A 19551-nucleotide genomic window follows, 5' to 3' on the forward strand; every position below is an offset into this window, starting at 1 on the left:
CCGGACGGAGGGGGAAACCGTGGAGTCCCGCCCGCTGCGCTACTTCGTCGCCGTCGCCGAGGAGCTCAACTTCGCCCGCGCGGCCGAGCGCCTCGGCATCTCCCCACCGCCCCTGTCCCGTGCGATCCGCCAACTGGAGAGGGAACTGGGCGTCACCCTGTTCGAGCGGACCACCCACAGCGTCGCGGTGACCCCGGCCGGGGAGGTGCTCCTCAGGGAGGCGAGGATCGCGCTGGATGCCCTTCAGGCTGCCGGGCGCCGGGCGCAGCGCGCGGCCGTCCCGGAGGCGAAACTGGTGCTGTCGGTCAAGGCCGACGGCGACGCGGGACTGCTGGAGCCGATCCTGGAGCGCTACGCGGCCGAGCCCGGTTCCGTCCCGGTGACGGTCCGCCTGTCCGGATGGCAGGAACAGCCGCGGCTTCTGCGCCGGGGTGAGGCCGACGCCGCCCTGGTTTACGAGCCGTTCGACCGCACCGGCCTGGACGCCGAGACACTGACCGTCGAGCCGCGTGTCGCCGCCCTCGCCGCGACGCATCCGCTCGCCGACCGGGATCGACTCGCCCTCGCCGACCTCGGTCTTCGCCCCGGCGACCTGCACCGGTTCCTCGACGAGCTCCGGAAGCGTGGCCGCGACCTCGCCCAACTGCTCACGCTCGTAGGACTCGGTGACCTCGTCACCCTGTTGCCGGCGTCCGTCGCCGCCCGGTACCCGCGCCCGAACGTCGTCTACCGCCCGGTCCCGGACGCACCGCCCGCGATACTGGCGATCGCCTGGCCGCAGCAGTCCTGTTCGACGGCCACCGCGGCCTTCGTCCGGGCCGCGACCTGGGTGGCCGATGCCGTACGGGACCGCGCGGCGGACGCGCGGCCCGTACAGACCCTGGGGTCGTGAAGGCTCAGCCCGTCGCGTCCACCAGTGCCAGCTCGTGCAGCCGCTCCGGTGGGCCCGGCCGGGCGTAGTACCAGCCCTGGGCCGTGTCGCAGCCCAGTATCCGCAGTTGCTCGGCCTGGGCGCTGGTCTCCACGCCCTCGACCGTGACCGCGAGGTCCAGGCTGTGGGCGAGGGAGACGATCCCCTCGACGATCTTGAGGTCGACGGGATCCGCCGGGTACTGCTGCATGCCCCGGGTGAAGGAACGGTCCAGCTTCAGGATCCGCACCGGCAGCCGGCGCAGGTTGGCGAGGTTCGAGTAGCCCGTGCCGAAATCGTCGAGGGCGATGTCCACCCCCATCTCGGCCAGCCGGCGCAGGGGTTTGAGCAGATCGTCGTCCGCGCCGATGAGCGCCGACTCCGTGACCTCCAGGCAGAGCGCGTCCGGTTCGAGGCCGGCACCTTCCAGGATGTCCACGGTGTCGGAGACCAGCCCCGGATGGGTGAGCTGGCACGGCGACAGGTTGACGTTGATGCGGAGCGGGCCCGTCTGCTCGTGCTTCTCCTGCCACGCACGGGCCTGCCGTACCGCCTTCTCCAGGACCCAGCGGCCCAGCGGCACGATCAGCCCGGTGTGCTCGGCGAGCGGGATGAAGCGGTCGGGGCCGAGCACCCCGTGCTGCGGGTGCAGCCAGCGCACCAGTGCCTCGGCGCCGCGCACGGTGCCGTCGCCGAGGTGCACCAGCGGCTGGTACTCGATGAAGAACTCGCCCCGGTCCAGGGCCGCGGGCAGCGCCGTGGTCAGCCCGTGGCGGGTGATGGCGCGGGCGTCGGCCTCGGGGTCGGCGAACTCGAAACGGTTGCCGCCCGCGGACTTGGCCCGGTACATGGTGATGTCGGCGCTGCGCAGCACCTCCGCCGGGCCCCGCTCGCCCACCGGCCCCTCGACGATGCCGATGCTGCCGCGCACGGTCAGCTCACGCCCGTCGATGCTGATCGGGGTGACCAGCGCGTTCATGATGCGGCTCGCGAGCTCGTCGACCCCGCGTTCGGTGTCGGGCCCCGTGGTCAGCGCCACGAACTCGTCGCCGCCCAGGCGCGCGACCATCTGGCCGGGCGCGGTCGCGCAGGACTGCAGCCGGTCGGCGACCTCGACGAGCAGCCGGTCGCCGGCCGCGTGCCCGAGGCTGTCGTTGATGGTCTTGAAGCCGTCGAGGTCGAGGTAGCACAGACCGAAGCGCCGGCCCTCGCCGGCCGCGAGGGCCTTCTCCAGGCGCTCGAAGAAGAGGGTGCGGTTGGGCAGTCCGGTGAGCGCGTCGTGCGTGGCCTCGTAGCGCAGCCGGAGGTTCAGCAGACGCCGCTCGGTGGTGTCCTCCATGAGGGCCAGCTGGTACTGCGGGACCCCGTCCGCGTCCCGTAGCAGGGACACCGTGAGGTTGGTCCACAGGACCGTTCCGTCGGGCCGGTAGAAGGCCTTTTCGACGTGGTAGTGGTCGCGCGCGCCGCGGACGAGCTCGTCGTACAGGCGCCAGACCTGCGGCGCGTCGTCGGGGTGGGTCCACTCGGCGACGTTGCGGCCGCGCACCAGGTTCTCCGAGCCGCCGAACATGCGCACCAGCGCGCCGTTGACCTGAAGGACGTTGCCGCCGAGGTCCGCGATGCCGATCCCTATGGCCGCGCCCTCGAAGACCGCGCGGAAGCGGGCCTCGCTGGAGTGCAGCGCCTGTGCCACCGCGCCCTGGGCGGTGAGGGCGGCCCGCGCGATGGCCTCCTGCTCGGCCAGCGTGCGCTCCTTCAGCGCCTGGGCGAACCCCGCGGCCATCGCGTGCTGGAGCCGCGAGGAGCGGGTCCGCAGGGCCTCCTGCGCCTCCGGGGAGGCGTCCGGGTCGCCGCAGTAGAGCACCAGGTAGGCGTCGACGCAGTCCAGCGTGCGACTGAGCGCCTCCGGGTCGGTGCAGTGCGCCTCGATGAGCGCCGCGCCGATCGCCCTGGCCGTGGCCGCGTCGTAAGCCCTGGCCCGTAGCGCGTCGCTCAGGCTCCGGGCCAGCGGCAGCAGCCGCTCCTCGAACTCCGGCCGGGTCAGCGACGTCGAGGTCACCGGGAAGACCGCCCGGCTCCAGATCGTCGCGAACCTGCGCAGTCTGTCCTCCGGTCCACCCGGCTCCACGGTCACGCCGAGCGCCCCACGCCGGCGAACCCCGCGAAGGAATACGGATCCTCGTCCTCGGGTGCCGTGTCGGGCCGCCACTTCGGCATCGGCACCAGTCCGGGTTCCACCATGTCGTACCCCTCGAAGAACCGCGCGATCTCGTCGCGCGAGCGCATGATCAGCGGATTGCGGATGCTCTTGTACACGTCGACCGTGCCCTCGGCCCGCTCCTGCGGGAGCGGGATTCCCTCGTACGAGGCATGCGTGACGACGAGCAGGCTGCCCGGCGCGAGCGCGTCGCGCAGCTCGGCCACCGCACTGTACGGGTCGTCCGCGTCCTCCACGAAGTGCAGTATGGCAACGAGAAGGAGCGCTACCGGACGGTTCAGGTCGATCAGCCGCTCCACTTGAGGGCTCGCCAGGATCTCGCGGGGCTTACAGAGATCGGCCGCGACGACGTCCGCGTCGTCGTTGCCCGCGAGCACGGACTGGCTGTGCGCGACCGCCACCGGGTCGTGGTCGACGTACACGACATGCGCACCCGGGTGTGCCCGCTGTGCCACTTCGTGGACGTTGCCGAAGGTCGGGATGCCGGAGCCGATGTCGAGGAACTGGGTGATGCCCTCGTCGACGGCGAAGCGCACCGCGCGGCGCATGAACGCCCGGTTCGCCTGCATGATCTTGGGGAGTCCCGGCATGAACTCCATGGCCTTGCGCGCCGCTTGCCGGTCGACCTCGAAGTTGTGCGATCCGCCCAGGTAGAAGTCGTACATCCGGGACACGCTCGGCACGGATATGTCGATACTCCGCGGGGCCCAGGCGGGGCGCTCCATCTAGCTCTCCAACACGTAGGGGACGGGTGGGCGATCCGGTGTTCGAGCAGAGGCTACTGATCGTCCGCCAACCGAGCGAGCAAAAACGGAAATTGACCGTCCGTTCCCAGTCACTGTCCGTGGACCGTGTGCCCGACGTCACTGCCCCGCGCCCCTACGGAGGCATGCCAAAGCGGTCCACCCCCTCCGTGCGGTGGGGAGGGGGTGGACCTGGTCGTGCGCGCCTGTGTCCCGTTCGTCCGGCACTCTTCCTGCGGTGTTCACTCCCTTCCGCGTTCCGTGGCTGACTGGACGAGGCGATCGACCTTGGGGAGGCGATCCCTACTTCGACACGCCGACCGGCTTTCCGTCGGGCGAGACGGCGTACCACGTACCGCCCACGCCCTGGCCGTTGGTGTCTCCGGGGGCCGTGTCACCGGAGAAGGTGTAGATGGGCCAGCAGTTGATCGTCTGCTGCTTGCCGCCGTCCGGGCGGGTGAAGCTCATGAAGCCCTTCTTCACGATGCCCTTCGTGTTGTTGATGTCGACCGGCTCGACGGCGGGCCACTTCTCCAGGCAGGCGCCCACGCAGTTCGACACCGGCTTCGGCCACGCCTTGTCCTTCAGGAAGCGGTAGACCGTCATGCCGTTCTTGTCGACGATGATCTGGCCGAGCTTGGGGTCGTTACGGACGGACAGGCCGGGCAGGGAGGCGGAGGAACCGGCCTTCTTACCGGTGGGCGCGGTCGCGAACCAGGTGCCCTTCACGCCCTGACCGTTGGCGTCGCCGGCCTTGGTGTCCTTGACGTAGCGGTACATCGGCCAGCCGGCGATGGTCAGCTGCTTGGTGCCGTCGGCACGGGTGACCTCGCCGAGCAGGGACTGGTCGATACCGGAGGCGACTGTGGCACCGTCGGCGGGAACCGGCGGCCACGTCTTGGCGCAGTCACCGTCGCAGGAGGACTTCGGCGGTTCGGCCGTGTCCATGTCGAAGCGGTAGAGGGTGAAGCCGGCGCTGTCGGTGACGATCTTGCCGAGCTTCGCGTTGTCGGCCACGGCCAGCTCACCCGCGGACTGGCCACCCGCGTCGGCCGAGGCGCTCGGCGCGGTGTTGGAGTCGGCACCGTAGCCGTTTCCGGGGGCTGCGGTGCTGGAAATCAAACCGCCCGCAGCAGCGGTGGCCCCCACGTTCTGGCTGCCCGTCGACTGGGTGCCGCTCTCCTGACCGCACGCCGTCGTGAGCGCCAGCACGGCCGTAGCTGTCGCCACGAGGGAGGCGCTCCGCCAGGATGTCTTCATTCCAACTCCCGCTGTCCGCTTGGGTGTTGCAGCGTCCTCTGAGCGCCGCGTGTGATCCTAGGTACGGACGCGAGCGCCCGATGTGTTCAACCGGGCCGCAAATTTCTTTCGGGATTCTGTGATGCGTCCCGGCCATCCGCCCTGTCGCGCCTCCTCCCCCCTCGTACAGATGGGCCCAACTCGTGGCGGTCCGGGTGCTGTCGGTCAAACCACCCGAAGGCGGATCTCCCTCCTTCGAGGCAATTCACCACGGCTACGGCGTGCATGGCCACGGACAGGATCATGATCTCGGTCGTGCATCGACCCGAACGGACCCGATCCGCCCTCGCCCCAAGGGTGTTGGCCCTGGTGACGCTGGTCTGGATCCTCGTGGGCGGCCCCGCGGGCTCGGCGTCGGCCGACGCGTGCGCGTCCGCGTCGACCGGCCCCGACGGCACGGAGGCGGTGGCGGTCGCGGGTGGCGGCCACTGGCCCACCCCACCACCGTGCTTCACGCCCACCCCCACACCCACGCCGACCCGCACGCCCACCCCGAGCCCAACACCCACGGCCAAGCCATCGCCGAAGCCCCCGCCGCCCCCGAAGCCGAGGCCCACACCGAAACCCGTGGCGCCGCCTCCGCCACCGCCCCTCGCGGCCCCGCGCCCCCGGCCGGCACCGACACCGGATCCCACGCCCACCCCGACGCCGACCCCGACGCCCTCGCACCGGCCGAGACCGCACCCCGCAGCCACCCGGGTGCACTTTCCGCCGTACCACGCGGTGTCCCGACCGCGGCCGCCGCACGACGGCCCGTCGCCCCTCATGTTCACCCTGCTCATCGCCGCGCCCGCGGTGATCGCCGTCGCCGCTCTGCGTCCGCGCTGATCTCTGGAGGAACCTCTTGTCGGAATGGCTTGTTCTCACCCTCGCGATGGCGGCCGCCTGTGCCGTCGTGGTCCTGGTGACGCTCGTACGGCACCGCACGGCCGCCGAGGACGACGATCCGTCCGAGACCCCGGACGTGATCGAGTACATGACGATGTGGATCGGCGTGGTGTACGCCATCGTCCTGGGCCTGGCCATCGCGGGGGTCTGGGAGGCCCGCAACGCCGCCGAGGACCATGTCCAGGCCGAGGCGCAGGCGTTGCACGAGATCTCGGAGCGGGTCCGGGTCTATCCGCCCGACGTCCGCGACCGCATCCGCGCCGACGTCAATACGTATGCCGGTCACGTGGTCGGCGCCGAGTGGAAGGCGATGTCGGACCACGGCAAGGTGACCGTCCGCGGCGCCGAACTGTTCCAGCGGATCCGTCAGGACGTCACCGACTTCGAGCCGAGGACGGACTTCCAGGCCCAGGCGTACCAGCCGCTCCTCGACCAGGTGACCGCGGCCGACACGGCGCGGGCCGCCCGTGTCGACTCGATGGGCTCGACCATGCCGGGGGTGGTGTGGTTCGGGCTGGTCTCGGGCGCCGTGGTCACCATCGGGATGGTGTTCGCGCTGCAGATCCGGCGTACGGCCCGCGAACTGATCCTCGCCGGGCTCTTCTCCGCGCTGATCGCCTTCCTGCTGTTCCTCATCTGGGACTTCGACGCGCCCTACAGCCGGGGCATCGCGGCCTCCTCGGAGCCGTTCCTGGCCCTGTTCCCGCACTTGCGCGGGTGAGGGGCTCCCCCACCGTCGGTCCGCCCGGCAGAGGGCGGGCGCCGCACGCGCCCGTCCCCTGTGCGGCGCACGCGTGTGCCCCATTCGCATCACTGAGATCGCGCCCACGCTGCGGGTTTCCTAGCGTTTCGGTCATCGAGGTGCATTTCTGGCGCAGGCGGAAAAGGTCCGCAGCGAGGCTCCTCGGGGACCTGGAGGCTCACCGTGCGAGCGCTACGAATCGCTTCGATCGCATTGCTGGGCGTCACCGCCCTGGGCTGCAACGCACCGGGATCCCTCGTCGCGGGCGGGGGCGAGTTCACGTCGTTCGGCTACGACCTGCAACCGACGACAATCGAACCGGGAGGGCGGATAACACCGTCCGTGCGAGGCTGCAACGACAACGTCCGGGTCTCCTCGGGCGCCTTCGAGACGATCACCATTCCCAGGGGCCGGAACACGGGCTCTGCCCTGGTGGCCTCGGACGCCAGACCCGGGTCCCGGTACGACGTGACGTTCCACTGCGGCCACGAGAGCCACCACGCGAACATCACCATCGCGGGCGCGCGCGGCAACGCCCGCGACGACAACTGGGGCGGCGGCGGTGGCGGTGGCCTTGGGGGTGGCGGTGGCCTTGGCGGTGGCGGTGGCCTTGGGGGTGGCGGTGGCTTTGGCGGTGGCGGTGGCCTTGGGGGTGGCGGTGGCCTTGGCGGTGGCGGTGGCGGTGGCCTTGGCGGTGGCGGTGGCGGTGGCCTTGGCGGTGGCGGTGGCTTTGGCGGTGGCGGTGGCCTTGGGGGTGGGCGCGACGGCGACCGGCCCGGCTACGAGGGGCACGGCGTGCGGGCCGGTGTCGGCGGCAGCATCGGCGATTTCGATGTGAAGAAGACCGGGCTCGGAGCGGCCCTCGTGGTGGGTGCGGTCGGTACGGCCTGGCACCTCTCACGCCGCCGCACCGCCACCGACAAGTCCTGACCCACACCACATACTCCTTCGCCCCGGCTGTCGTCCGGGTCCGGGGCGAAGGACAACCACGTCCGAGCTCTCAACGACCTGCTGGAGGTCTCGACTGCGCGTGCGTCAGGTCTCGTCCTCCGACCGGCGGCGCAGCCAGAACACTCCACCGCAGATGACGGCCGCCGCCACGAGACCGCCGCCGATCGCCATGTCGGCCGGGGTCGCACCCGTGGAGCCGCCCGCGTCAGCACCGCCACGGACACCGTCGACGACGGTGAGGACGGCGGGCCGTGCCAGGGTCCGGCTCTCCCGGGGGATGCCGCAGCGGACCGTGGTGTCGTACGAGCCCGGCCATGCCCCGCGGTCGATGGCGACGGTGGCGCTCGCAAAGTGGTCGACGACGGGACGCAGCCGCGCGGTCCGGAAGACCGGCGAGGAGGCCGTGCCGCCCTCCGCCCGGCACCTCGTCCGGTTCACCGTGTGGGTCATCTGCCCGCCGCGCGTGATGACTCCGGGTCCGGCGACGATGTCGCTCCGTTCGTCGCGGGCCCTGGCCGTGGGCGTGGCGAACCCGATGACGGCGGCCGCTACGGCTACGGCCGCCAGGGCACGAGTAGTACGCATATGAGCCTCCGCGGGAGCGCCCCGGGACCCGTCCCCGGTCGATCGGCGAGAAAGCGCCTCCCAGACGAACCCTCGGACGCGATGCGCGAAGCCGCATGTCGAGCATGGTCCGTCCTGGTGAGAGGACGCGCCCGGCAGCTTCTGTGCGACGGGGTGTTGCCGCAGGTCATGGACCGATCGGAGAATCCCCGGCCGGCGCAACTCGGACGGCGCACGACGGATCCGTGCCACCACCCGTTTCGCTCACGCCCGGTCGCTCGCGGACGGCGTCGTGCATAGCGTTCTGTCATGCGCGACGGACGCGGGGACGGCCGCGTCGAGAGGGGATGACGAATGTCTGCGTCCGGGTCTGCCGAAGGGGAGGAGCGGCAGAAGAAGCGCGCCCCGTGGGGCGTGATCGCGCTTGTTCTGCTGACGGGCATCTCCCTTGTTCGGAACGGCTCCGGAGAGTTCACCGCGGGCCCGCCGCAGCCCGCGTCGGCGGCGGCCCCGGGCACCGGTGGCATCCCGAGCCCCGCCTTCACCAAGACGCCCGACGCCCTGCCGTACTCCCCGGTCGAGCGTGTCCGCATCCCGGGGCTCCAGATCGACGCCCCCGTCGTGCCGGTCGGCCTGGACCTCTCCGGCTGGGTGGACGCGCCGCCGCCCCAGAACCCCAATCTCGCGGGCTGGTTCACGGGTGCGGTCTCACCCGGCGAGAAGGGCACGGCCGTGATCGTGGGCCACGTCGACAACGAGCAGGGGCCCGCCGTCTTCTACGGGCTCGGCGCGCTGCGGAAGGGAAACCGCGTCGAGGTCCGGCGTCAGGACGGGAAGACCGCGGTGTTCGAGGTCTACGGCAACGAGGTCTTCAACAAGACCCAGTTCCCCGGCGACCGTGTCTACGGGAACAAGGGCACGCCGGAACTGCGCGTGATCACCTGCGGGGGAGGCTTCTCCGAGGAGAACGGCTACACCGGGAACGTGGTGGTCTTCGCCCATCTGGTGGAGGTGCGCTGAGCGCTGCCCCGCGGGGCAGCGCTCAGGTGAACTGCCGCCTGGGCACGGTGATGTGATACCCGGAATCCAGCAGATACGGCAGATAGTCGCGCAGCGCCCGCACGCTCTGCGAGCGGTTGCCGCCCGCGTCGTGGGAGAGCACGACCACGCCCGGAGCGGCGCCGTCCTCCACCCGGTGGACGATCTTGTGGGTGCCCGGGGTCCTCCAGTCGAGCGAGTCCAACGTCCAGGCGAGCGGCTCCATGCCCAGCTCGGCGCCGAACTGGAAGACGGCACGGTTCCAGGCCCCGTACGGCGCACGGAACCACAGCGGCGCCTCGCCGTACGCGTCCTCGATGACCTCGCAGGTGCGTTCCATCTCGGAGCGGATCCTCGACCGGGACAGCCGGGTGAGCAGCGGATGGGTCCAGGTGTGGTTGCCGACGATGTGGCCGTCGTCGGCCATCTCGCGCAGCAGGTCCTTGTTGTCGACGGCCATTTCCCCGCAGACGAAGAACATCGCGCGCACGTCGTACTCGCGCAGGGTGCGCAGGATGCCGGGGGTGTAGTCGGGGTGGGGGCCGTCGTCGAAGGACAGCACCATGCTCCTGCCGCGTCCGGACATGCGCAGGATCGGCGCGTGGCGGACGAGGGTCCGCGCGGGCGTGCGCCACGCCGGTGCGTCTCCGGTCATGGGTTGCAGACGGAAGGCCGACGTCGTGAGCGAGGTCCGCGCCTGCGGGCCGGCGACCGCGGCGGTGCCGCGCACCGGCCGTGCGCCGTCGGCGGTGGTGAGCACTCCGGCCGTGCCCGCCGCCCCGGCCGCGCCCAGAACGGCGGCGCCGGCGAGCAACGCCCGGCGCCGGATGAGCGGCTGATCCTTTTTCATGATTCATGAGTCGCCCGTGCGGGCGGCGCCTCGTCCGCGCAACTCCGAAGCGGCCGGGGAAAATACCCGATGGGACGAGTGACGCCGCGGGTACGTGGTCGGCCTCAGCGGCGGCGTACCAGGGGGAACGGAAGGGTCTCGCGGATCGTGAGGCCCGTGAGGAACATGATCAGACGATCCACGCCGATACCCAGGCCACCCGTGGGGGGCATCGCGTACTCCAGGGCGTCGAGGAAGTCCTCGTCGAGTTCCATCGCCTCGGGGTCTCCCTCGGCCGCCAGCAACGACTGTGCCGTGAGCCTGCGCCGCTGTTCCACGGGGTCGGTCAGCTCCGAGTAGGCGGTGCCGAGTTCGGTGCCGAAGGCGACCAGGTCCCAGCGCTCCGCGAGGCGCGGATCGGCGCGGTGCTGCCGGGTGAGCGGGGAGACTTCGGTCGGGAAGTCCTTGTAGAACGTGGGCAGCTTCGTCCTCTGTTCGACCAGCCGCTCGTACATCTCCAGGACGATCTCGCCGCGGCCGTCGTCCGCCCTGTACGGCACGCCCGAACGGTCGCAGTGCCGGTGCAGCACGGTGAGGTCCGTGTCGGCGTCGACCTCCTCCCCCAGCGCCTGGGAGATCGCCCCGTACACCGTCTTCACCGGCCACGGCCCGGAGATGTCGTACTCGGTGCCGTCCTTGCGCGCGACGGGCGCACCGAAAGCGGCCCGCGCGGCGTCCTGGACCAGTTCCCGGGTGAGGTCGAGCATGGTGTCGTAGTCGGCGAAGGCCTGGTACGCCTCCAGCATCGTGAACTCGGGGTTGTGCTTGTGGGAGACGCCCTCGTTGCGGAAGGTGCGCCCCATCTCGAAGACCTTCTCCAGGCCGCCGACACACAGCCGTTTCAGATACAGCTCGGGCGCGATGCGCAGGTACAGGTCCAGGTCGTAGGCGTTGATGTGCGTGGTGAAGGGCCGGGCGTTCGCGCCGCCGTGGATCTGCTGGAGCATCGGGGTCTCGACCTCCAGGAAGCCGCGGTCGAGCAGCCCCTGGCGCAGTGCCTGTACGGCGGCGGAGCGGGCCCGTACGATCTCGCGCGCCCGCGGGCCGACCACCAGGTCGAGATAGCGGCGGCGCACCTTGGCCTCGGGATCGGTGAGACCCCGGCGCTTGTCGGGCAGGGGGCGCAGACACGCGCCCGTGAGCTGCCAGGACAGGACGAAGACGGTCGGCTCGCCCCTGTCGCTGGTGCCCTTCTCGCCCGCCGCGGTGATGTGGTCGCCGATGTCGACATCCTGGGTGAACCGTTCGAGGGCGGACCCGGAACGCGCGCGGGTGAGCGCGAGCTGGAGGTCGCCCGACCAGTCGCGCAGGACGACGAAGACGATGCCGCCGAAGTCCCGTACGAGCATCACGCGGCCGGCGACCGTCACCCGCTCCCCCGCGGAAGCGTCGCGGGCCCCGGCGAGGGTGTGCGTGGGCGGCGGGACGCCCACGGGGTAGGGGTCGACGCCGTCGGCGCGCAGACGGTCGAGCTTGCGGTGGCGGAGGCGGACCTGTTCGGGCAGAGCGGCGCTCACGTCGGCGGCCCGGGCTTCCGCCCCCTCCTCCGGGCCGAGTGCCGACAGCGGCGGCAGGGCCTCGGTGGTCGCGGGCCGCGGACCCCCCGCGCGGTGCCCCTTGCCCCACAGCGTGCGCAGCGAGGGCACGGGGACGAAGCCCTCGGCGATTCCGGACGCCAGTCCGATGCGGGCGAGGGAGGCGGCGTCGCCGTAGCAGATGAAGCGTGGGTACCACTCGGGGTGGTATTTGGCGTTGGAGCGGTACAGCGCCTCCAGTTGCCACCACCGGGACAAGAACAGCAGCAGCCGGCGCCAGAGCCTGAGCACGGGGCCGGCACCGATGCGGGCGCCCTCCTCGAACACCGAACGGAAGACCGCGAAGTTCAGCGAGACACGTCGTACGCCGAGTTTGCCGGCCGCCGCGCACAGCTCGGCGACCATGAACTCCATGACGCCGTTGGGCGCGGTGCGATCACGCCGCATCAGGTCCAGCGAGATGCCGTCCGGGCCCCAGGGCACGAAGGACAGCAGTGCGAGGAGCCTGCCGTCCGCGCCGAGGGCCTCGACGAGCAGGCAGCAGCCGTCGGCGGGGTCGCCGAGCCGGTCCAGGGCCATGGAGAAGCCGCGCTCGGTCTCGGTGTCGCGCCAGGCGTCGGCCTTGTCGATGATCTCCTCCATCTCCTCGTCGGTGAGGGTGGAGTGGCGGCGGACTCGGCATCTCGCGCCGGTGCGTTCGACCCGGGCCACGGCCTGCCGGGTGACCCGCATGTCACGGCCGTGCAGGTCGAAGTCGGCGACGTGCAGGATCGCCTCGTCGCCGAGCTGGAGCGCGCCGAGCCCGGCGCGGGCGTACGCCCTGGCGCCGTCCTCGGATGCGCCCATGACGGCGGGGGCCCACGCATGGCGACGGGCCACGTCCAGCCAGGCCTGAATGGCGTGCGGCCAGGCCTCGCGGTCGCCCACGGGGTCACCGCTGGCCAGGCACACGCCGACCTCGACGCGGTAGGTGACGGCGGCCTTGCCGCTGGGTGAGAAGACGACGGCCTTGTCGCGGCGGGTGGCGAAGTAGCCGAGGGAGTCGTCCCCGCCGTACGCCTGGAGCAGGGCCCGGATGCGGCGCTCCTCGTCGCCGTGCAGCGCCGCCTCCATGCGCTGGGAGCGGAAGAGGGTGGCGGCGGCGTTCAGCAGGGCGAGGGCGCCGAAGAGGCCGAGGAGGAAGGCGACCCAGTGGGGTGGCCGCCCGGTGAAGGAGCGCCCGGAGACGAGTCCGCCGCAAACCCGGTTGGCGGCCCACAGCAGCCGTTGACCGTGCTGGAGCGTGCCCGGGAACAACTCCACCAGCCCCCAGCCGAGCAGGATCGCCACGGCGAGCCCGGCCAGCAGTACGGCGAGGGCGCGCCGGACGGCGCCGCGCCGGGAGGCGGCGTAGAACTCCTCGCGGGCCGCGATCAGCAGGACCAGTGCGAGTGCGACGAGCACGAGGGAGGGGATGGACTCGGCGTACAGGCCCGCCGCGATACCGAGGGTGTCGGCGAGGACCACCAGTCCGAGGTAGACGACGACCAGCCACCAGGCGACCTTCTTGCGGGCGGCGGTCGCGCCGGCCAGAAGGAAGAGGAAGACGGCGTAGGCGAGGCTCTCGCTGACCGGTACGAGCAGCGCGTCGAGGAGATGGATCACCGGGCGCAACGGGCGGCGCAGGGGGACGACGAACGCGAGCAGCGCGCACAGGAGGCCGAGGGCACCGAAGAAGGCGGCGAAGCCCTCGGGCACCTTGCCGAGGAGGCGCCGGGCCGGCCGGGCGGGCCCGGTGGCGTGCGGGGAACCGGTGGCCTGCACGGTGGCGCTCATGGTGTCGACTCTAGGAACCGGGGGCACGGAGCGCCCGTTCAGAACCGCCGAGCGGTCGCCCCGCACGCATCCGCCGGGGCCCGCACGGCTTCCGGACCTGTGGATTCCGATAGCCTCGCAACCGTGACGGAACAGCACTCGCACCAGTTCGAGCGGGGCACGGACGGGCCCAAGGTCATCGTCGTCGGCGTGGACGGCTCCGACTCCTCACTCCGTGCGGCGGCCTACGCGGCCGGCCTGGCCAGGCGGCAGCGCGCGCTGCTCGCGGTCGTCTACGTGCAGCCGGTCATGGCGGCGGGGGCGGTACTCGGGGCGCCGGTGGCCGAGACGACCGACGAGATCGCGGAGGACCTGGTCGCATACATCCGCGAGGCCACCGAGCGGGTCAAGGACATATTCGACGTGCGCTGGGAGTTCCACACCTTCCGCGGCGACCCCTACAACGGCCTGGTCAAGGCGGCCGACGAGCTGAAGGCGGACGCGGTCGTGGTGGGCGCCTCCGAGCAGGCCGGGCACCGGATCATCGGCTCGGTGGCGATCCGGCTGGTGAAGGCGGGGCGCTGGCCGGTGACGGTCGTACCGTAATCGGGGGCGTTGCCTGCCATGACGGGGGGCGCTGCATGCGCTCTTCTTTCATGCTCACCGCTGCGCCACTCTTCACCGCCGGGAGTCCGCGGGGCACCTGATCCCGGTTGCCTCCCTGGCCGACCGTGCCCGCCTCACGGCCCGGTCGACCGCTCACCGCACCGTTCACCGACGAAGAGCGACCGCCCACCGCACAGGCCGGTTCCCGCACTGTCCCGGCGGAGCGAGCCGCGTTGCCATACGCCCATGACGGCCGGAACCACCACCCCCTCCACCGGGACGACCGCCGAGCACGAGCTGGCCGAGCTGCAGCGCGAGCACGGCCGCCCCCTCTTCGCGCTGCTGCTCAGGCTCAGCGACGGCGACCGCCAGCGCGCCGAGGATCTGTTGCAGGAGACGTTCGTACGCGCCTGGCAACACCCCGAAGCGCTCCGCGCGCATGATTTCACCTCCGTGCGCCCCTGGCTGCTCACCGTCGGCCGGCGGCTCGCCATCGACGCGCGGCGGGCCCGCCAGGCGCGTCCCGCCGAGGTCGGGGACGCCGTACTGGAGAACGCGCGGGTGATCGCCGATCACGCGGAGCGGTCCGCCGCCATGCTCGATGTACGCGAGGCTGTGAAGACACTCACTCCCGAGCACCGGGAAGTGCTGGTGCAGGTGTACTTCCGTGGGGCCAGTGTGGCGGAGGCCGCCGAGGTCCTGGGCATTCCGCCCGGTACGGTGAAGTCCCGCGCGTACTACGCGCTGCGCGCCCTGCGCCGGGTTCTTCCGGGATACGCGGCCGACCTGCGGTGAAACCGAAGGCTGAGTCAAACCTCCGTAAAGCGCCTTGCTGCGGACCATGGTTGAGCAATCAGCTTGCCTCATCCGTGTTCCGGGCTGGGGCCCGGGTTCGGGCGACGCGCACGCACCGGAGGAAGGCAGGAAGGGATGCTGCACAGAGGCCAAGAGAGCACGGACGGCACCGGCGGCGGTGAACTGGCCGTCCCCATGGCGTGGCTGTACGCCGAGTACATCGCGGACGAACTGCTGCGCACCGGCGATCTCATGCCGCCGACGTCATTCGAGTTCCGCGCCGGGCGCGACGCCCTGGCACTGACCATCTTCCTGTCCGACACCACTGGCGAGCTCTCCGGCATCCGGGTCGTCTCGCAGCTGGAGACCTGGCTTTCGCTGACGGCGTACGACCAGCCGTGGCAGGACTGGGTGGGCGAGCGGATGGCCGAGCTGACCGCCGAGGCGGCCGAGTCGGACGGCCCGGCGCCGGATCTGGAGCTGGCCGCGGCGGCCTGGCGCTGGCTGGAGGAGACCGAGTTGCTCGCCCCTGACCTGGACGCGGTGCCCGGCGGCGGGGCGGTGGTCGGCGAGGACGACGGCCCCAAGGTCTGGACGCCCGCCTGGCAGCTGGGACTGCCCCTGGGACACCTCGCCATCCATCTTTTTTGAACCCGGACCAATCCGCACAGCCGTCGGCTCCGAATGTCTTGGCCGCGATTCGGTAACGCCCTTGAGTGATTCGGCCGCCTGGTCCGTACCGGTGGACAACAGCAGCACCACCCCCACCCCGTTCACCGGCATGAGGATTTGGTATGAGGTCCCTTGAACGCCATCGCGATGTCGGCGCCTACGCGCTCGGCGTCCTGGACGAGGCGGAAGCCTTCCACTTCGAGGACCACCTCATGGAGTGCCCGAGTTGCACGGCACACGTGACGGAGTTCCGCCCCGCCGCACGGCAGCTGATGCTGTACCGCAGGGCGACCCCGCGGTCCGTGCACCCCCTCGCGGCACCCGGGCCGCGGCTGCTGGAGCGGCTGCTCGACGAGGTGTCGACCAAGCACCGCAGCAGGCGCAGGCGCTGGCTGTACGCCGTCGCGGCCGCCGTGGTGTTCGCGGTCGGCGGCTCGACGATCGCGATGGTCTCCGAACACGCCTCGTCCCCGGCTTCGACGGCGATGACCGCGACCGACCCGAAGACGGGCGTATGGGCCGAGGTCACCGCCGAGGACCGGGTCTGGGGCAGCCAGATCGACGTGACGGTCAAGGACAAGTCCGGCCCGCACTCCTGCCTGCTCGTGGCGGTCGGCAAGGACGGCTCGGAGCAGACGGTGACGAGCTGGATGGTGCCCGCGGACGACGGCGAGGCGACCACCATGCAGGGGGGCGCTGCGCTGCCGTCCCAGGACATCGACCACTACGAGGTACGCACCAAGGACGGGCAGCACCTGGTCACGCTGAAGTCCCGGTGACCGGCGTCAGCGACTCATGAGCGCGAGGACGACCCGGCCGAGGTGGTCGCGCTCGTACCGGGCTTGATGTCCTCACCTGCGTAAACGCAGGCGATTGCGGTCTGCACCGCTCCGCGGCGCTCCCTCGGGTTCCTGCTTCATCGGCGGGAAGCCGGAGCGCTACCGGCCGCCGTGGCCACGGGGTTTCGCGCCCGGGCGGGCAGCCTGTTCCTGCCGCTCCTGTTCGATCTCCTCGTGCTGCGCCTTGAGATAGTTCAAGGCTTCGGCGCGCTGCTGCTCCCGTTCCTCTGGGGACTGCTGTTCGTACTCCTGACGCGCCTGGGCGAGGCGCTCGCCGAGCGCCTCGGAGTACGCCCCGACGCGCAGTGCCTCACGGAGACCGATGCGGCCGGAGAGGACCTCCCGGGCCATCTCCTGCAGGGCTCCGTTGCCCGACTGGCTGTCCGCCAGCCGCTGCAGCGACTTGCGCAGGGCCCTGGCCCGGACCTCGTCGTGCGTGATGTCCATCAGGTCGGCATCGCCGATCTGACGTTCCTCGTCAGCCATGGTTCGCGCTTCCTCTCGCCCGCCCTCTAAGCGACGGCCGGATTGTCATAGGTGGCGCCGACCGCCGGGAAGTTCTGGAGGTGGCCGTAGATGGCCGCCCCGAGGCCTTCGAGCGTGCCCACTCCGCCGTTGACGATGGCCTGGGCGTTGCCGAACATCTGGGTGGCGTCGCCCCACATCTTGAGGATCCGGGTGATCTCGAGGGCGGCGAGGCCGTAGCCGACCAGGGCGCCCGCGCCGGTCCACGACAGCAGGGTCCCGGCGGCCATCTCGATGCCGACGATGATCAGGCCGTCGATGATTCCGCCGAGGTAGCCCTTGATGCCCTCCGCGGCCGCGTACGCGGCGTGCGCGAGGTACTTGTAGGTGTCGGCGAGGGATTCGAAGGTCTGGCCGCTCTGGTTCAGCTTCTTGGCCAGTTCGTCGAAGTACACATAGGCCGCGTCGGCGGCGTTGCCGTTCCACGTCGAATCCAGCGCCGAATTACCGGAGTTGAGATTCTTCGCGATGTCGTCACAGGCCTTGCCGATGTTCTCCCACACTTCTGCACATTTGGCGAAGGACTCCCAGTCACCCGCGAACCACTGGATCACCTCGTCGAGCGGATTGAACCCGAAGACCGCGTTGTACGCCTCGGTGATCCAATATGTGGGGCTCACCAGATCGCTGGCGTCATTGAAGATATCGAGCAGCGCGCCCTGGGAGAACTCCTCGGGCGTCTTGGGCGGCGTCAGACGGCTCGACGGCTCCGCGGTGTCAGAGAACCCGGACACTCAGCATCCTCCAGGCATGTGAGCGGCGATCAGCGCTTACTGGTGGGGTAGGTGGCATCGAGCGTGGCCGCGTTGCCGTGGTCGGTCTCGCGGTAGTACTGGGCGCTTTTGACCAGTTCCGTCTGGGCTGCCCTCAGCACGGACTCCGCCTTGGTAAGCGCCGCGCTCACGCGTTCCAGGACACCGCCGTGCGCGCCCGCGATCAGGCCGAACAGGCCCTCGTTGGACACCGCCACATCGCCGTGCTGCAGGGCGTAACGGCCGGCGTGCTGGAAGTCCTCGGCGGCTCTTCCGACTTGCGTGGCATAGCTGTCGAGATCGTCCGCGTGAACGTCGAATCCCATGCATGCACCCCCGTATTCGGCCCTGGCCCTGCGGTACGTTACCCCACATGCCGAACCGCAATAACGATGACCTTCAAGGGGAACTCAACCGGTCCCCGTTGTCCGGGGCATACGGGCAGGAGCCCCGCGCCGAGGTATGGCAGCGGATCAGGCGCAACGTCCTGGGACTCTCGCTGCTGTTCGCGGCGATGTTCGGTCTCGGCTCCCTGGCCCTGTTGTTCGTGGGCGGAGGCGTCTTCCTCGGCGTCGCCGGTGCGCTGCTGATGGCGGGGGCCGCGGTGGGCGCGATCAGGGGCTATCGGCGCCGTGAGTGGCCGTGGTCGCTCGGCGCCCTCGCCGTCGAGGTCGCCTGGTTCGCGGTGCTGACGGTGCTCCTGAACTGAGCGGCTTCTGAACTGAGCGGCTTCTGAACTGAGGGGCTTCTGAACTGAGGGGCTTCGGCCGGGGCGTGCGCCTACTTGAGCAGTCGTGACATCCTGCGATCCGCCAACGGCTTGCCGCCCGTCTGGCACGTCGGGCAGTACTGCAGCGAGGAGTCGCTGAAGGACACCTCGCGGATCGTGTCGCCGCACACCGGGCAGGGCTCCCCGGCGCGGCCGTGGACCCTGAGCCCGCTCTTCTTCTCCGCCTTCAGACGACCGGCGGCCAGGCCGCGCGAGCGCTCCACCGCCTCCATGAGCGTGGTGCGCAGCGCCTCGTACAGGCGGTGCGTCTCCTGTGGCGACAACGACGACGCCAGCTTGAACGGGGACATCCCGGCCGCGTGCAGGATCTCGTCGCTGTAGGCGTTGCCCACGCCCGCGATCAGGCTCTGGTCGCGCAACGCGCCCTTGATCTGCCGGCGCTCGCCCTCCAGGAGCGTCGCGAAGCGCTGCTCGTCGAAGTCCGCGGCCAGCGGATCCGGGCCCAGGCGGGCCACGCCCGGGACTTCCCGCGGATCCCGTACGACATACACCGCGAGCCGCTTTTGTGTGCCCGCCTCCGTCAGGTCGAAGCCCTCCCCCGTCTCCAGTGCGACCCGCAGGGCGAGCGGGCCCTTGCCGGGGCGGGGTGCGCCGTCGGGGAGGCGGTCCTTCCACTGGAGCCAGCCCGCGCGGGCCAGATGCGTGACGAAGTGCAGTCCGTCGGCCTCCAGGTCGAGGAACTTGCCGTACCGGCGCACGGCCGTGACCGCGCGGCCCTCGAAGGCGGTGACCGGAGGGTCGTACGTCTTCAGGACGCTGATCGCGACGGGCAGCACCCGAACGACCTCGCGGCCGACGAGATGATCGGTGAGGAAGTCCTTGAGCGCTTCCACCTCGGGCAGTTCCGGCATGTGTCCAGAGTGCCACCCACCACCGACAGCGCGACCCGGACTCGGGGATCGGACCGGGACTGGGACCAGGGACCGGGACCGGGCATCGCGCACCCGGGACCGCAGACCCAGGACCAACAACCGGGCACTTCGCCGACCCGGGACCGCAGA

The 19551-nt window shown here is 70.9% G+C and carries 19 protein-coding genes; 9 read left to right on the forward strand and 10 right to left on the reverse strand.

Going from position 1 to position 19551, the window contains the following annotated elements; all coding sequences use genetic code 11:
- Positions 1-19: 19 nt before the first annotated feature.
- A complete protein-coding gene (locus tag Q2K21_RS19565) occupies positions 20-892 on the forward strand; it encodes a LysR family transcriptional regulator (protein ID WP_310772668.1) in 873 nt (290 codons plus the stop codon).
- 4 nt (positions 893-896) lie between these two features.
- Here Q2K21_RS19565 and Q2K21_RS19570 read toward each other — a convergent pair whose 3' ends face one another.
- The 3 genes from Q2K21_RS19570 to Q2K21_RS19580 form a co-directional block, all read right to left on the reverse strand.
- Positions 897-3044 carry a putative bifunctional diguanylate cyclase/phosphodiesterase gene (locus Q2K21_RS19570; RefSeq protein WP_310772670.1) on the reverse strand — a complete coding sequence of 716 codons (2148 nt, stop codon included), beginning with the start codon at positions 3042-3044 and terminating at the stop codon, positions 897-899.
- Positions 3041-3853, reverse strand: coding sequence for an SAM-dependent methyltransferase (locus Q2K21_RS19575; protein ID WP_310772672.1), 813 nt, complete (start codon positions 3851-3853; stop codon positions 3041-3043). The genes Q2K21_RS19570 and Q2K21_RS19575 overlap by 4 nt, the downstream gene beginning before the upstream one ends.
- Before the next feature lie 321 nt (positions 3854-4174).
- A complete protein-coding gene (locus tag Q2K21_RS19580; RefSeq protein ID WP_310772674.1) occupies positions 4175-5131 on the reverse strand; it encodes an SCO0930 family lipoprotein in 957 nt (318 codons plus the stop codon).
- An 883-nt stretch (positions 5132-6014) separates the two neighbouring features.
- Here Q2K21_RS19580 and Q2K21_RS19585 point away from each other — a divergent pair.
- Positions 6015-6779, forward strand: a complete 765-nt coding sequence (locus Q2K21_RS19585; RefSeq protein ID WP_310772675.1) for a bestrophin-like domain — start codon at positions 6015-6017, stop codon at positions 6777-6779.
- 204 nt (positions 6780-6983) lie between these two features.
- A complete protein-coding gene (locus Q2K21_RS19590; protein ID WP_310772677.1) occupies positions 6984-7730 on the forward strand; it encodes a hypothetical protein in 747 nt (248 codons plus the stop codon).
- Between the two features lie 105 nt (positions 7731-7835).
- On the opposite strand, the gene Q2K21_RS19595 is transcribed toward Q2K21_RS19590, so the two are convergent.
- Positions 7836-8336 (reverse strand): hypothetical protein, encoded by a 501-nt coding sequence (locus Q2K21_RS19595; protein ID WP_310772680.1) that lies wholly within the window; start codon positions 8334-8336, stop codon positions 7836-7838.
- A 333-nt stretch (positions 8337-8669) separates the two neighbouring features.
- On the opposite strand from Q2K21_RS19595, the gene Q2K21_RS19600 reads away from it, so the two are divergent.
- Positions 8670-9335, forward strand: a complete 666-nt coding sequence (locus Q2K21_RS19600) for a class F sortase (RefSeq protein ID WP_310772682.1) — start codon at positions 8670-8672, stop codon at positions 9333-9335.
- Positions 9336-9357: 22 nt separating this feature from the next.
- Here Q2K21_RS19600 and Q2K21_RS19605 read toward each other — a convergent pair whose 3' ends face one another.
- Both Q2K21_RS19605 and lysX read right to left on the reverse strand, forming a co-directional pair.
- On the reverse strand, positions 9358-10203 hold the full coding sequence (locus tag Q2K21_RS19605) for a polysaccharide deacetylase family protein (protein ID WP_310772684.1): 846 nt from the start codon (positions 10201-10203) through the stop codon (positions 9358-9360).
- A 104-nt stretch (positions 10204-10307) separates the two neighbouring features.
- Positions 10308-13592 carry a bifunctional lysylphosphatidylglycerol synthetase/lysine--tRNA ligase LysX gene (gene lysX / locus Q2K21_RS19610; protein ID WP_310772686.1) on the reverse strand — a complete coding sequence of 1095 codons (3285 nt, stop codon included), beginning with the start codon at positions 13590-13592 and terminating at the stop codon, positions 10308-10310.
- Between the two features lie 123 nt (positions 13593-13715).
- Here lysX and Q2K21_RS19615 point away from each other — a divergent pair, with 123 nt between their 5' ends.
- The 4 genes from Q2K21_RS19615 to Q2K21_RS19630 all read left to right on the forward strand — a co-directional run bounded on the left by Q2K21_RS19615 (position 13716) and on the right by Q2K21_RS19630 (position 16423).
- Positions 13716-14177, forward strand: coding sequence for a universal stress protein (locus tag Q2K21_RS19615; protein WP_310772688.1), 462 nt, complete (start codon positions 13716-13718; stop codon positions 14175-14177).
- 246 nt (positions 14178-14423) lie between these two features.
- Entirely contained in the window at positions 14424-14972 is a 549-nt protein-coding gene (locus tag Q2K21_RS19620; protein WP_310772690.1) for a sigma-70 family RNA polymerase sigma factor, read from the forward strand.
- A 135-nt stretch (positions 14973-15107) separates the two neighbouring features.
- Positions 15108-15623 (forward strand): hypothetical protein, encoded by a 516-nt coding sequence (locus Q2K21_RS19625; protein ID WP_310772692.1) that lies wholly within the window; start codon positions 15108-15110, stop codon positions 15621-15623.
- 143 nt (positions 15624-15766) lie between these two features.
- The gene (locus tag Q2K21_RS19630; RefSeq protein ID WP_310772695.1) at positions 15767-16423 is read left to right on the forward strand and encodes a zf-HC2 domain-containing protein; all 657 of its coding nucleotides are present in this window, start codon (positions 15767-15769) and stop codon (positions 16421-16423) included.
- Positions 16424-16582: 159 nt separating this feature from the next.
- Here the strand turns inward: Q2K21_RS19630 and Q2K21_RS19635 are convergent, their stop codons facing one another.
- Genes Q2K21_RS19635 through Q2K21_RS19645 form a run of 3 tightly spaced genes read right to left on the reverse strand, consistent with a single transcriptional unit; the run spans position 16583 to position 18086 of the window.
- Positions 16583-16969: a hypothetical protein gene (locus Q2K21_RS19635; protein ID WP_310772697.1), complete on the reverse strand. Its 387-nt coding sequence runs from the start codon at positions 16967-16969 to the stop codon at positions 16583-16585.
- 26 nt (positions 16970-16995) lie between these two features.
- A complete protein-coding gene (locus Q2K21_RS19640) occupies positions 16996-17742 on the reverse strand; it encodes a hypothetical protein (RefSeq protein ID WP_310772699.1) in 747 nt (248 codons plus the stop codon).
- A 29-nt stretch (positions 17743-17771) separates the two neighbouring features.
- Positions 17772-18086, reverse strand: a complete 315-nt coding sequence (locus Q2K21_RS19645; protein ID WP_310772701.1) for a type VII secretion target — start codon at positions 18084-18086, stop codon at positions 17772-17774.
- 47 nt (positions 18087-18133) lie between these two features.
- Here Q2K21_RS19645 and Q2K21_RS19650 point away from each other — a divergent pair, with 47 nt between their 5' ends.
- On the forward strand, positions 18134-18469 hold the full coding sequence (locus Q2K21_RS19650; protein ID WP_310772703.1) for a hypothetical protein: 336 nt from the start codon (positions 18134-18136) through the stop codon (positions 18467-18469).
- A gap of 71 nt (positions 18470-18540) precedes the next feature.
- Here Q2K21_RS19650 and Q2K21_RS19655 read toward each other — a convergent pair whose 3' ends face one another.
- The gene (locus Q2K21_RS19655; protein ID WP_310772705.1) at positions 18541-19401 is read right to left on the reverse strand and encodes an Fpg/Nei family DNA glycosylase; all 861 of its coding nucleotides are present in this window, start codon (positions 19399-19401) and stop codon (positions 18541-18543) included.
- Positions 19402-19551: the final 150 nt, after the last annotated feature.

Source organism: Streptomyces sp. CGMCC 4.7035 (assembly GCF_031583065.1).
GTDB lineage: Bacteria > Actinomycetota > Actinomycetes > Streptomycetales > Streptomycetaceae > Streptomyces > Streptomyces yaanensis.

What these genes read in the sequence shown, in the direction of transcription:
- Q2K21_RS19630 (WP_310772695.1), top strand. Translation starts at nt 15,767, where the DNA reads ATGAGGTCCCTTGAACGCCATCGCGATGTCGGCGCCTACGCGCTCGGC.
- Q2K21_RS19625 (WP_310772692.1), top strand. Translation starts at nt 15,108, where the DNA reads ATGCTGCACAGAGGCCAAGAGAGCACGGACGGCACCGGCGGCGGTGAA.
- Q2K21_RS19645 (WP_310772701.1), bottom strand. Translation starts at nt 18,086, where the DNA reads ATGGGATTCGACGTTCACGCGGACGATCTCGACAGCTATGCCACGCAA.
- lysX (WP_310772686.1), bottom strand. Translation starts at nt 13,592, where the DNA reads ATGAGCGCCACCGTGCAGGCCACCGGTTCCCCGCACGCCACCGGGCCC.
- Q2K21_RS19595 (WP_310772680.1), bottom strand. Translation starts at nt 8,336, where the DNA reads ATGCGTACTACTCGTGCCCTGGCGGCCGTAGCCGTAGCGGCCGCCGTC.
- Q2K21_RS19655 (WP_310772705.1), bottom strand. Translation starts at nt 19,401, where the DNA reads ATGCCGGAACTGCCCGAGGTGGAAGCGCTCAAGGACTTCCTCACCGAT.
- Q2K21_RS19620 (WP_310772690.1), top strand. Translation starts at nt 14,424, where the DNA reads ATGACGGCCGGAACCACCACCCCCTCCACCGGGACGACCGCCGAGCAC.
- Q2K21_RS19580 (WP_310772674.1), bottom strand. Translation starts at nt 5,131, where the DNA reads ATGAAGACATCCTGGCGGAGCGCCTCCCTCGTGGCGACAGCTACGGCC.
- Q2K21_RS19635 (WP_310772697.1), bottom strand. Translation starts at nt 16,969, where the DNA reads ATGGCTGACGAGGAACGTCAGATCGGCGATGCCGACCTGATGGACATC.
- Q2K21_RS19575 (WP_310772672.1), bottom strand. Translation starts at nt 3,853, where the DNA reads ATGGAGCGCCCCGCCTGGGCCCCGCGGAGTATCGACATATCCGTGCCG.
- Q2K21_RS19600 (WP_310772682.1), top strand. Translation starts at nt 8,670, where the DNA reads ATGTCTGCGTCCGGGTCTGCCGAAGGGGAGGAGCGGCAGAAGAAGCGC.
- Q2K21_RS19605 (WP_310772684.1), bottom strand. Translation starts at nt 10,203, where the DNA reads ATGAAAAAGGATCAGCCGCTCATCCGGCGCCGGGCGTTGCTCGCCGGC.
- Q2K21_RS19650 (WP_310772703.1), top strand. Translation starts at nt 18,134, where the DNA reads ATGCCGAACCGCAATAACGATGACCTTCAAGGGGAACTCAACCGGTCC.